Consider the following 11,671-nt stretch of genomic DNA (forward strand, 5'->3'; position numbering starts at 1 on the left):
CGGAAACCATCCCATCGCCAGCCGCGGAAACCACCCCACCGGCGGCGGAAACCACTCCACCGTTGACGGCACCCTCGGCAGCGACCACATCCTCGGCGGTGACCCGATGACCATCCGCCTGGAGTGCGCCGACCTCACCGGCGGCAGAGGCAGCACCACCGCATTCCGGAACGTCGATCTCGCGGTCGAGGCCGGGTCGGTGCTGGCCCTGCTCGGTCCGAACGGCGCCGGCAAGACCACGCTGCTGCTGACCCTGTCCGGGCTGCTGCCCGCTCAGGGGGGAACCGTCAGCGTCGACGGCGCGCGGCTGCGCAGCGGCCGACCCACCGCGGCGAACGCGGCCGGCGTGGTACTCGTCCCCGACAACCGCTGCCTGTTCACCACCCTTTCCGTCGAGGAGAACATCCGGGTGGCGGCCAGGCGCAACAGCCCCAAGCCGAAAGAGCTTCTCGAGTCCTTCCCAGCTCTCGAGAAGCGGTGGACCCTGCCGGCAGGGGCGCTCTCCGGCGGCGAGCAGCAGATGCTGGTCATGGCTCGAGCCCTGATCCAGCAGCCCCGGGTGCTGCTGATCGACGAGCTCAGCATGGGCCTGGCACCCCTGATCGTCGAGGGTCTGTTCGCCACCGTCAGTCGCATCGCCACCGATCACAAGTGCGCGGTGGTCCTGGTCGAACAGCACGTCAACCTCGCCCTCGAGGTAGCCGACGCCGCGGCCGTCCTCAACCGCGGCAACATCGTCCTGCGCGGGCCGGCGAAGGAGCTGGCCGCCGCCCCCGAGCTTCTGGAGAACGCCTACCTCGGCATTCACGACGCGGAAGTCGATCAGAGCTCTGCCGTTGCTACCAGCTGACGGGCTCTGAGCTGTCAGGTTGGACGGGTCCTCCGGGTGCCGAAAGTCGGCCCGGGCGTCCTGTCTGGAGCGATGCGCCCGGTGCGGTGCGGGTGGTCCACCCGCACCGCACCGGGCGCCCCTGCACTACCTCCTCGGCCTGAAGATCGACCCTCGCACCAGGCACATCCCCCTCCCGGTTCAGCCGTCCCCGGCTGATCGACCGTTCCCGCCATGGCGCCGCGCCGGCCGGTCATTCCGCCTCCAGATCGGTCGCGCTGAGCGGCCGGCCGGGCAACAGGTCTCCTGAATGGGCACGCAGGCCGTCGAGGATGACCGCCTGCGCGCGTTCAAGGGCGACGTCCGCCGTGTCGTCGGGTGTCCTCCGGACACCGCGCAGCAGCAACGAGAAGAGATGGATGAGGTCGCCGGTGCCCACATCGGCACGCAGCGACCCCTCGTTCTGTGCCCTGCGGACGAGGCCGTCGATCACTGCGACGAGTTCGCGGCGGATCCGCCGGATCTCAGGGTCGGCCTGGATCGCCGCCACGATCGCCGGCGAGAAGAGAGTGGGCAGGCGCAGCACGAGCCGGGTCTCGTCGGACGCGCTCATGCTCCGTACCAGCGCGTCCCACGCCTGTTCCTCCTCCGCCGCGGCCTGGCGTGCCCTGACCAGCGTGGCGGCCAGGTTGTCCCGCACGACCGCCATGATCAGCGCATCCCGGTCCGGGAAGTGCCGGTAGAGCGTGCCGACGCCGACACCGGCACGGCGGGCGATCTCCTCCATGGGCACGTACGGGCCGTCCTCGACGAACGCGAGTGCGGCTGTTGCCAGGATCTTGCGGCGGTTACGGCGCGCATCCGCACGTAACCGCTCCGGCGATCCCGCTGTCACGCCTCAGGACCTCCCTGCCCGGCAACCCGCCGCCGAGTGATGACGGCCACCAAACGGAAGGATACCCTCCGCTTGCGCACGGCGTAAGCGGAAGAAAGTCTTCCCGGCCCCGGGGCAGGCGGCAGGCCTGCTGAGCGATGATGTTGCGCTGGATCTCGCTGGTGCCCGCACCCGGCCGCCGGCGCCCTGTGGGCTTGGAGACGGCTACGACGGCACTGGCAGCTCGTCGTGAGAGCCGAGCTCGGTGACGCCGTCGGTGGTGACGAGGACGACCCGGTCCGCGCCACGGATCGTCGACGTCCGGTGGGCGACGATGAGCACGGCCCGGCCGGCCGTTGCCGCGGCCACCGCGGCCTCCACGAGCTTCTCCGTTCCGGGGTCCAGCCCGGAGGTGGCCTCGTCGAGCACGACGACGTCCGCGTCGAGCAGGCACACGCGGGCGAGCGCGACGAGCTGCCGCTCGCCCGCCGACAGCAGCGCCCCGCCCTCGCCGACCTGGGTGGCGAGGCCGTCGGGCAGGCTGTCGAGCCAGCCGCCGGCGCCGACCGACGCCAGCGCACCGGCCAGCTCCTCGCGGGTGGCGCCGGGCCGCACCGCCAGCAGGTTGTGCGCCAGCGTGCCGTTGGTCAGCTGTCCGTCCTGGGCGACCATCACGACCCGCGACCGCAGCGCCCGCCGGGTCACGTCCCGCAGGTCCACGCCGGCGTAGCCGACCCGGCCGGCGGTGGGGTCGAACAGCCGTGCCATCAGCTTGGCGAGCGTTGACTTGCCGGCGCCGGTCGGCCCGACCAGTGCCACCCGCTCGCCGGGCCTGATCGTCAGGCGCACCCCGCGCAGGACCTCAGGCTGACCGTCGGCATACCGGAAACCGACGTCCTCGGCGTGGAGCGGACCGACGTCCGGCAGCTCCCGGGTGCCCTCCAGGAGGTCCACCGGCTCGTCGAGCAGGCCGTAGATCTTACGCAGCGCCGCGGCCGCCGATTCGAGCACCGTGACCAGGAAGCTCAGCGACTGCACCGGCTCGAAGGCGAGCAGCAGGTAGAGCACGAAGGCGCTGAGGGTGCCCACGGTCACCGCGTCCCGTGCGGCGAGGGCGCCTCCGGCGGCCAGTACCGCCGCGATGCTCCCGACGGTCGCGAACTCCATGGCGGTGAGGTAGACCGACTGGATCCGCACCGCCGTGACGTTGGCGTCGAGCTGCCGGCCGCTGCGCCCCAGCAACGACGCGGTCGCCGCGGGCTCCTGGCGGAACGCCCGGACCACCCGAAGCCCGGCGAGCCGCTCGGTCAGCTCGGTCACGGTGTCCGCGACGCGGTCACGCACCCGGGCGAACGCCGAGCGGGAGGCGCGGCGGAACCACACCGTCGCCGCGACCAGCGCCGCCGCCGGCAGCAGGCAGACCAGCGCGAGCTGCCACGACAACGCGACCAGCACGGTGACCAGGAAGGCGAGGGTGAGCACCGCCTGCGCGAACGGCACGACTCCGAGCTGGACGGCGTCCTGCAGCGCGTCGACGTCCGCGGTCATCCGGGACACCAGGGTCCCCGCCGGGGTGCGGTCGAAGTAGCGCACCGACATTGACATGACGTGGTCGACGGTGCGGCTGCGCAGCTCGCGCACGAACCACTCGCCGATCCGCCCCACCAGCTCGACCTGCAGCCGGGCGAGCACCAGGCCAGCCACGGCCAGGCCCAGGTAGAGCATGCCGGCGCGAGTGATCACGCCGGTGTCGGGCCGGTCCCCGACCAGACCTTCGTCGATGGCGTAACGCAGGATCCAGGGCCCGGCCAACGCCGTCGCCGTGGTCGTGACAAGCAGCAGCGCCGCCAGCGCGACCGCCGGCCAGCGCGGCCGCAGCAGCGTCAGCGTCCGCGCCAGCAGGCTGCCGCGGCCCGGCGGCGACGGCCTGCCTGGCGGCGGGCCGCCGGCGGGGGTGGTCCCGGTCCGGGTCGCGCCGGTCGGGGTCGTGCCGGTCGGAGTCACACCGGTCGGGGACGTCATGACAGCGCCAGGGCGCCACGGCCCGCCGGCGCCCCAGGGCCAGGGTCGGGACCAGGGCCGGGGTCGGCGTCGGGATCGTCCAGGTCGCCGGAGTGGGCGACCAGCACCCGCCGATAGCGTGGCGAGCTCTCGAGCAGGTCCTCATGGGTGCCGGTGGCAGCGACCCGGCCGCCTTCGAGCAGCACGACCCGGTCGGCGAGGCCGATGACGGCGGGCCGGTGCGCGACAAGGATCGTCGTCCGTCCCCTGACCACGGTCGCCAGCGAGGCGACGATCTCGGCCTCCTTCGCCGGGTCCACCGCGCTGGTCGGCGAGTCCAGCAGCAGCACCGGTGGGTCCGCGAGCAGGGTGCGGGCCAGCGCCAGCCGCTGTCGCTGGCCGCCGGACAGGCCGAGGCCACGCTCGCCGACCAGCGCGTCGTAGCCGCCCGGCCGGCCCGCCACCACGTCCTGCGCCCCGGCGAGCCGGACCGCCGCCCGGAGCTGTTCGTCATCGGCCTCCGGCGCGCCGAACCGGAGATTGTCGCGGACCGTCCCGCTGAACAGGAACGCGTCCTCGAACCCGACGCCCAGCTGGGCGCGCAGGTCGGCGAGCGACCAGGCCCGGACGTCGCGGCCGCCGACGCAGACCCGGCCGGCGCCGACGTCGTAGAAGCGGGGCACCAGCGCGCCGAGGGTGGACTTGCCGCTGCCGGTCGCACCGACCACGGCGACGCACTCGCCGGCCGGCACCACCAGGTCAAGCTCCCGGAGCACCTGACGACCCGGCGCGTAGCCGAACGTCACCCCCTCGAACCGCACCTCAAGCCCGCCGCCGGGCCCGGCGGTCGCCGAGACAGGCGCCGTTGCCGGGGCGGTCCTCCGGGCTGCCGCCCGGGCCGTGCCCGTCGTGCCCGTCGTGGCGGTTCGGGCCGCGGTGCCGGCTGTGCCTCCGGCCGTGGTCTCGGCTCCGGGGTCGGCCGTGCTTCCGGCCCTGGTTCCGGCCGCGGCCGGTTCCTGCTCCTCGTCGAGGATCGCGGCGACCAGCCCGGCCGACACCACCGCGCGCTTCAGCTGGGACGCGGTCATGCCGGCGATCCGCAGCGGGCCGACGATCAACAGCCCGAAGTAGCTGAACTGGACCAGCTCGCCGACCGTCAAAGCCCCGTCGGCGACCCGCAGCCCGCCGATCCACAGCACACCGACCAGGCCGAACGCCGGAAGCAGTTCGGCCAGCGGCAGATAGGTCGCGCGGACCGAGTTCAGCCGCAGCGCCGCCCGCTGCACCTGACCGGCCTGGTCGCGGACGCGGCGCCGCTCGTCGTCCTCGGTACCGAGGCCCTTGGTGGTGCGCACCCGGCGATCGACTCCTCCACGGTGCTGGCCAGCACGCCGAGCTCGGACTGCAGGTCCAACGCCCGTGGCCCCAGCCGCCGGGTCAACCGGACGGCGACCGCGAACACCGCCACGGCCGGTGCCATCGCGACCACCGTCAGCACCGGGTCGATCCGGGCCAGCAGGATCGCCGTCCCGACCAGCATCACCAGGTTGGAGACCATGATCGGGATGTTGATCACGGGCTGCTGGGCCTGTTGCAGGTCGGTCGTGGCCCGGGCGACCAGGACGCCGCTGGGGTGCCGGTCGTGGAACGCCGCCGGCAGCCGCACCACCCGCGCCAGCAGCCGGTCCCGCAGGTCCGCCTCCACCACGTAGGCGAGGCACTGCCCGTAGTAACGACGTAGCCCGGCGAACCCGGCGCCGACCACCGCCAGCCCGGCGAAGAGCACGACCCCGAGCCACAGCTGGCCGGAGTCGTCGCCGAGCACCCCGGCGTCGACCGTGTGCGCGACGAGCAGCAGCGCGGCGAGCTTCGTCGCCGTCCAGAGCAGGCCGGCGCCGATCCCGGCGGCCATCAGCCGCCGGTGGCGCCCCACCGCCGCCGTCACCAGCGCCAGTCCCGGTCCGCCCCTCACCAGGAGCGCCGTGGTGGGGCGAGCCGCCGCGGCCGGCGGGTGGCAGGCGAGAGACGGGACGGGGACCGGGACGGGGCCGAAGGAAGGAGCGGCCAGCCGCCGTACCGTCTCCGCTCGGCTGGCGCGTGCCGCGTCACGCCGGGACGGCGACCGGCGTGCCCCGCCCGGCGTCACGGGCCGCCACTCCGGCCCGCAGCGCCGGTACCAGCCCTCCTCCCCACAGCCGGACGTCGTCGAGCGGATCGAAGCCACGGATCAGGAACCGGTCGATGCCGAGGTCGTAGTACTTCAACAGTGCCTCGGCCACCTGCTCGGGCGTACCGACGTGCCCGGACGAGTTCCCGCCCGGACCGGTCAGCGCGGTGATGGCGAACCACAGCCGCTCGTCGTGAACCTCAGCCCGGGAGGCCGCGTCCTGCATGCGGTCGGAGGCGATGCTCTTCTGCTCGCCGAAGTACTTCGCGGCGAGCAGGCCGTTGCCGGCACCGATCCGCCGGGCGGTCTCCGCCCGGATCGCCTCGGCGCGCTCCCACGCCGCCTCCTCGGTGTCGGCGACGATCGGTCGGGTCGACAGGCTGAACCGCAGCGTCCGGCCGTGCTTGGCGGCCTCCGCCCGCAGCAGGGCGATCCGCTCGGCGGTCTGCTCGAGCGGCTCACCGAACAGCATGTAGACGTCGGCGTGCGCGGAGCCGGCGGCGACCGCGCCCGCCGACTGGCCGCCGAAGAACAGCGGGACGCCGCCGGGGCTCGTCGGCCGGACCGAGCTGAAGGCGCCTTCGAACCGGTAGAACGGCCCCTCGTGGTCGAACGGCACCTCCGAGGTCAGGGCGCGCCGCAGCACGCTCATGAACTCGGCGGTCCGCTCATAGCGGGTGTCGTGGTCGGCGAAGTCGCCGTCACGGCGCTGGTCGGTGTCACTGCCACCGGTGATGTGGTGGATCGCGACCCGGCCGCGGCCACCGGTCAGCGCGTCCAGCGTGGCGAGCTTGCGGGCGACCAGGGTGGGCGCCACGAAGCCGGGCCGGTGCGCGATCAGCACGCCGAGCCGTTGCGTCGAGTACAGCACGTGCGAGGCGATCGCCCAGCCGTCCGGACCGGTGGCACCGTAGCCGATCAGGACGCGGTCGAACCCGGCCTCGTCATGCGCCTGGGCGAAGCGGGTCAGGTAGTCGGTGTCGACCACCGGCCCGTCGAAGGTCCCCCGGGTCTCGGACATGTCCTTGGTGCCGACCATGCCGATGATCTCGATGGTCATCGCGCGGCACCGCCCACAGCCGCGTCGGCGGCCTGCGGCGAGCGGTCGCCGGCACGGGGCGCCGCGGCCAGCGCCGCCGGCACCGGTGCGACGTCGTCGCGCCGGGCCGCCTCGCCGCGGTCGCACCGGGCGATCTCCTCGCGCACCAGCGGGATCAGGTGCCGGCCGTAGTCGATCGCGTCGTCATAGGGGTCGTAGCCCCGGATCAACAACGTCGTGACGCCGATGTCGACGTAGTCGAGCAACGCCGCCGCCACCGTCTCCGGTGTGCCGACCAGCGCCGTGGAGTTCCCGCCGCCGCCGATCGCCGCCGCGAGCGGCGTCCACAGCGCACGGTCGTGCAGCTCGCCCTTGGCCGCGGCGGCCAGCAACCGCTGCGAGCCGACGTTCTGCGGCGCGTCGCGGTTGCCACTGAAGCCGCGGAACTCCTTGAAGTACTCGGCGGCCTTGCTCACGTTCTCCCTGGTCGGCGCCAGGATCCGGTGCGCCCGTTCCCAGGCCAGCTCCTCGGTGGCACCGAGGATCGGACGGAACGACACGCTGATGCGCGGCGGGGTGGTCCGGCCGGCCGCGGCCGCGGCGGCGTTGACGGAGGCGATCTGCTGGGCGGTCTCGGCCAGCGGCTCGCCCCACAGCGCGAAGACATCGGCGTGCTTGCCGCCCACCCGGTAGGCCGCCGCGGACGACCCGCCGAAGTAGATCGGCAGGTGCGGCTTCTGCACCGGCGGCACCGCGGACAGGTGGTCCTCAAGCTGGTAGTACCGGCCGTGGTGGGAGAAGGGCTCGGTGGCGGTCCACGTCCTGCGGACCACCTCCAGGTACTCGTCCGTGCGGTCGTACCGCTCGTCCTTGTCGAGATAGCCGCCGTCACGCCGCTGCTCGGCGTCGCTGCCGCCGGTGATGATGTGAATCGCCACCCGGCCGGCAGAGAAGTTGTCGAGGGAGGCGAAGTAGCGCGCGGCGACGGTGGGGAACACCACTCCGGGCCGGTGCGCGACCAGGTATCCGAGGCGCTCGGTGTGCGCCGCCGCGTAGGCCGCGACCTGGAGGTTGTCGACCGATCCGCTGCTGTACCCGATGAGCACGCGGTCGAAGCCGGCGTCCTCGTGGGCGACGGCGAACCGCCGGGTGAAGTCGCGGTCCACGAGGGGACCGCCGGTGAACCCGCTCGCCTCGGAACCGGGGCGGGTGGCTATCAGGCCAATGAACTCGACCGGCATGGTGGTACCTCTTTCCCGGGCACGGAACCTGTCGGCAGCGCTCGGACGAAGGGGGGACAGGGGGAGAGCATGCGGGCGGGGCGCCGGCCATCCAGCGCCTGTAAGCCGATCGGGAAAGTGAACATTGCGGCACGAGGCGCCCGGAGCGGATCCGACGCGTGCCGCCGGGCACTCGTGCGCGAGTGCCCGGGGTGGCCCACCGAGCGGCCGGCGTCACCCGCCGGCCGACGGCTCCGATGCGTCGGCTAGACCGCCGGCCGCCTGACGTGACAGAGCGCGCTCGCCGTCCGTCGCAGATCGACGTGGCGCCGCTGCGCCGCACGCAGGCCCGAGGTCATGTCCGCAGACTGACGGAATTGAGCGAGCGTGTCAACAGGGGATAAACCCGTGACTACGTCGCCACATAACGCCAGGGTGACGCCCACGCCCGCGTGTTACCGTCGTACCCGTCATCCCATCAAGGCATGAGTCGTGCGTCTCATCCTGCATCCCCTGTTCCTCAGGAGGTGTGTCCCAGTGGGCCAGGCCGACGCGATGAACGCGTTCGACCGCGGCGCGGGCAGCCTGTGTCTCGACTTCGTCGCGACCCTGCGCGACACCTCGGACCAGTCGGTCGAGATGCTCTCGACGCCCGGCGACCTCGCCGCCTGGTTCGAGCTGACCGGTCTGCCTGTCGCCGCCGGCGGGCTCACCGTGCAGGACCTGCACTCCGCGCAGGCCCTCCGGGCCGCCGTCGACGCCGCGGCCCGGGCGCTGATCGCCGGCCGGCAGCCGGACGCGGACGACATCCGGCTCATCAACATCACCGGCCGTCACCCGACTCCGGTCTTCTTCCTGAGCGCGACAGGGCGAGCGAAGATCGCCTCCGCGGAACCGGACACCGCGGCCACCTTCTCCGTGATCGCACGCGACACGATCAATCTGCTGTCCGGCGCCGATCTCGGACGTGTCCGTGCCTGCTCGGGGTGCGCCGCGCTGTTCTTCGACCGCTCCCCGTCCGGCCAACGACGCTGGTGCTCGATGCGTCGCTGCGGCGAGAAGGCCGCCTCGGCCAACTACCGGCGCAGGCTGGCCGCCCGCGCCTGAACGCTCCCAGAGTCGGTGGAGGTCGCATGTCCGCAAAGCCGCCCGACCCGGCGCCCGACGGCTTCCACGGGAGGCTGCACCGGGTCACGCCCGTCGGCCTCTCCCCGCGCACCGCCCAGACCGAGGGCATGCGCAGGGTCGCGGCGCTCTCCGGCGCCACCGTCGGATCCGTCGATCTCTGGATGGGGCAGACGCACGTCGCCGCGGCCACCGCGTCGGCCAACCATCATCACGGCCGCTCCGAGACCGGCATCTACGTGGTGAAGGGCAACCCCGCTTTCGTGTTCCTGGACAACGACGAGGAGATTCGGATCGACACCAGCCCCGGTGACTACATCTACGTGCCGCCGTGGGTGCCGCACCGCGAGGAGAACCCCGACCCCGACGAGGAGGCCATCGTCGTGATCGCCCGCACCACGCAGGAGGCCATCGTGGTCAACCTCCCGAGTCTGCACCGGGTCGGACCTGCCGCGGCCGACCCGGCGTCGTCGACCCGCCGGGACTGGCACACCTACTGACAGGCGGTCAGCCGGCGGGCACCGGGTCCGGGGCGAGCGGACGGCTCGACAGCTCGCGCCGCAGGACCGGGCGATCTCACTGAAGAAGAGCTCGAGGGTGTCGCGGTAGTCCCGCCGGGCCAGCCAGCCCTGGGTCACCTCCTCGGCGAAGCGGGGTCAGATCACCCGGAAGTTGTGGGTGCCATCCCTGTCGAGCTGCGCGACCAGGCCGTATTCCCACTCGAGATAGGCCTCCATCGCCGAGCGGCTGTTGTCGGTGCCCTCGTACGGACGCCGGTAGCGGTCGAGGGGTGTCTCGGCGTAACGCGCGGGCTCCGTCTCGACTGATCTCCCGCTGGCCAGCCATCCCGCCGTCCCATCCTCAAGGGCGTACGCCGAGACCGCGGCGAGCCGGCCGAGGTCGGCTGTCGCGAACCGCGCGAGCAGGCCGTCGCCGGAGGTGAGGACGAGCCGGTCCGCGCGCGGCAGGTGCCGCAGCGCGACGGCCAGGCGGGAGCGGCTCGCGTGCCACGCGCCGGGTATGTGCCCGGCGGCGTAGGCACGGCTGGCTCCCACGTCGACGACCACCGTCACCCGGGAAGGCTCGCTCAGCCATCGCGCCAGCTCGCCGGGCGCGACGGCCGGCACGCCCGGTGGCACCGGCGCCGGGGAGACCGGCCGGCCCCGCTCGGTGTGGTCGTCGGCGGCCACATCAGTCACCACCCAGGTGTCCCAGCCCATCTGGGCCAGCCAGGAACCGGTCATCGCCGCGCGGACGCCGTCGTCGTCGGCCAGCACGATCCGGGCTCCGCGCACCGGCGCGTAGTGGTCGGTCTCCTGAACCAGCTGTCCGCCCGGCGCGTGACGGAAGCCCGGCAGATGCCCTGCCTCGTACTCGGCCGCTGAGCGCACGTCGAGGAAATAGACCGTCCGGCCGGGCGGGGGCGGTCCCACCAGGTCGGCGGTCGCGGCGAAGCGGACACCGGCCCGGGCGGCGGCGGCCCGGGCACCGGCCCGGGCGACCTCACGGTGGGCCGGTTCGACCTGGACCGGCGCGGCCGCGGTGGCCGAGCGGTCCAGAACCTGGCCGGCGAGCACCCACCCGATCGTGCCGTTGCGCAACGCCGCCACCGGATTCGGCAGCCCGGAGTTGATGCGCGACTGGGCGCCGATGATGCTACGGGTGCGCCCGGCGCAGTTGACCACCACCTGGGTCGCCGGGTCGGCGGCCAGCTCACGGATCCGCAGGACCAGCTCCCCGCCGGGCACGCTGGTCGCCGTCGGAATGCTCATCGTGTGGAACTCGTCGGGGCGGCGGGCGTCGACGACCACCACGTCCTTCCCCGCGTCGAGCAGGGCCCGCAGCTCGGGAGCGGAGACCGACGGCGTGCCCCGGACCGAGGCGACCAGTTCCCCGAACGCCTTGCTCGGGGTGTTGACGTCGATGAACATCTCGCCGCCCGAGGCGGCCCACCCGTCCAGGCCGCCCAGCAGCCGGCGCACCTGGGTGTATCCGAGCTCGACCAGGATCTCGTGGGCCCGTTCCGCCGTCGCGGTGGCGTCGCCGTAGACGGCCACGAGAGTGTCGCGCCGGGGGATGCGCCCCCAGGCATCCAACTCAAGGCGTGACAGCGGGATGTTCGCTGCCCACAGCGGATGTCCCTGCGCGAACAGCGCCTCCTCGCGCACGTCGACGAGCGCGATCTCCTGGCCCCGCCGCAGCAGGTCGCGCACGTGTTCCGACGAGATCTCCAGGGGTGTCATCGTGGTCCTTCCGGGTTCGACGGTCGGCTCATGACCGTGCTCCGGTCGCGCCTGGCAAGGGCGCGGCCGAAGCCTGGTCACGCGGGCGGGAACGTCAGGAGGAGCCGATCGTGACACCCCCGGCCCTCTATTCGACCCCACGGATTAAAGGTCAGTAGAGGGTGTCTGAAAAG

10 protein-coding genes and 1 pseudogene are annotated in these 11,671 nt (G+C 73.0%); 3 read left to right on the forward strand and 8 right to left on the reverse strand.

What is annotated here, in order from left to right; translation table 11 throughout:
* Positions 1-106 precede the first annotated feature (106 nt).
* Positions 107-850 carry an ABC transporter ATP-binding protein gene (locus E0504_RS48415; RefSeq protein ID WP_112107717.1) on the forward strand — a complete coding sequence of 248 codons (744 nt, stop codon included), beginning with the start codon at positions 107-109 and terminating at the stop codon, positions 848-850.
* A 232-nt stretch (positions 851-1,082) separates the two neighbouring features.
* Here the strand turns inward: E0504_RS48415 and E0504_RS48420 are convergent, their stop codons facing one another.
* The 7 genes and pseudogenes from E0504_RS48420 to E0504_RS54825 form a co-directional block, all read right to left on the reverse strand.
* Positions 1,083-1,724, reverse strand: a complete 642-nt coding sequence (locus E0504_RS48420) for a TetR/AcrR family transcriptional regulator (protein ID WP_112107718.1) — start codon at positions 1,722-1,724, stop codon at positions 1,083-1,085.
* A gap of 204 nt (positions 1,725-1,928) precedes the next feature.
* Positions 1,929-3,725 (reverse strand): ABC transporter ATP-binding protein, encoded by a 1,797-nt coding sequence (locus tag E0504_RS48425; protein WP_243657988.1) that lies wholly within the window; start codon positions 3,723-3,725, stop codon positions 1,929-1,931.
* Complete coding sequence (locus E0504_RS53205; RefSeq protein WP_243657989.1) at positions 3,722-4,792, reverse strand: ABC transporter ATP-binding protein; 1,071 nt, start codon at positions 4,790-4,792, stop codon at positions 3,722-3,724. The genes E0504_RS48425 and E0504_RS53205 overlap by 4 nt, the downstream gene beginning before the upstream one ends.
* A gap of 75 nt (positions 4,793-4,867) precedes the next feature.
* Positions 4,868-5,616, reverse strand: a pseudogene (locus E0504_RS53210) (ABC transporter transmembrane domain-containing protein); the annotation flags it as partial.
* 193 nt (positions 5,617-5,809) lie between these two features.
* On the reverse strand, positions 5,810-6,931 hold the full coding sequence (locus tag E0504_RS48435) for an LLM class flavin-dependent oxidoreductase (RefSeq protein ID WP_071066221.1): 1,122 nt from the start codon (positions 6,929-6,931) through the stop codon (positions 5,810-5,812).
* Complete coding sequence (locus E0504_RS48440; RefSeq protein WP_131627936.1) at positions 6,928-8,151, reverse strand: LLM class flavin-dependent oxidoreductase; 1,224 nt, start codon at positions 8,149-8,151, stop codon at positions 6,928-6,930. Before E0504_RS48440 ends, E0504_RS48435 begins: the two co-directional genes overlap by 4 nt.
* Positions 8,152-8,396: 245 nt before the next feature.
* Complete coding sequence (locus tag E0504_RS54825) at positions 8,397-8,489, reverse strand: putative leader peptide (RefSeq protein WP_368672099.1); 93 nt, start codon at positions 8,487-8,489, stop codon at positions 8,397-8,399.
* Positions 8,490-8,667: 178 nt separating this feature from the next.
* Here E0504_RS54825 and E0504_RS48445 point away from each other — a divergent pair, with 178 nt between their 5' ends.
* Positions 8,668-9,237 carry an ABATE domain-containing protein gene (locus E0504_RS48445; RefSeq protein WP_112107721.1) on the forward strand — a complete coding sequence of 190 codons (570 nt, stop codon included), beginning with the start codon at positions 8,668-8,670 and terminating at the stop codon, positions 9,235-9,237.
* A 26-nt stretch (positions 9,238-9,263) separates the two neighbouring features.
* Positions 9,264-9,755 (forward strand): cupin domain-containing protein, encoded by a 492-nt coding sequence (locus E0504_RS48450; RefSeq protein WP_112107722.1) that lies wholly within the window; start codon positions 9,264-9,266, stop codon positions 9,753-9,755.
* 156 nt (positions 9,756-9,911) lie between these two features.
* On the opposite strand, the gene E0504_RS48455 is transcribed toward E0504_RS48450, so the two are convergent.
* Entirely contained in the window at positions 9,912-11,498 is a 1,587-nt protein-coding gene (locus tag E0504_RS48455; RefSeq protein WP_131627938.1) for a rhodanese-like domain-containing protein, read from the reverse strand.
* Between the last annotated feature and the right edge of the window lie 173 nt (positions 11,499-11,671).

It is taken from the genome of Parafrankia sp. BMG5.11 (assembly GCF_004337455.1).

Bases quoted from the DNA above. Each gene is read 5' to 3' on its own strand.
- E0504_RS48415 (WP_112107717.1), top strand. From the start codon at position 107: ATGACCATCCGCCTGGAGTGCGCCGACCTCACCGGCGGCAGAGGCAGC.
- E0504_RS48425 (WP_243657988.1), bottom strand. From the start codon at position 3,725: ATGACGTCCCCGACCGGTGTGACTCCGACCGGCACGACCCCGACCGGC.
- E0504_RS53205 (WP_243657989.1), bottom strand. From the start codon at position 4,792: ATGACCGCGTCCCAGCTGAAGCGCGCGGTGGTGTCGGCCGGGCTGGTC.
- E0504_RS48435 (WP_071066221.1), bottom strand. From the start codon at position 6,931: ATGACCATCGAGATCATCGGCATGGTCGGCACCAAGGACATGTCCGAG.
- E0504_RS48440 (WP_131627936.1), bottom strand. From the start codon at position 8,151: ATGCCGGTCGAGTTCATTGGCCTGATAGCCACCCGCCCCGGTTCCGAG.
- E0504_RS54825 (WP_368672099.1), bottom strand. From the start codon at position 8,489: ATGACCTCGGGCCTGCGTGCGGCGCAGCGGCGCCACGTCGATCTGCGA.
- E0504_RS48450 (WP_112107722.1), top strand. From the start codon at position 9,264: ATGTCCGCAAAGCCGCCCGACCCGGCGCCCGACGGCTTCCACGGGAGG.
- E0504_RS48455 (WP_131627938.1), bottom strand. From the start codon at position 11,498: ATGACACCCCTGGAGATCTCGTCGGAACACGTGCGCGACCTGCTGCGG.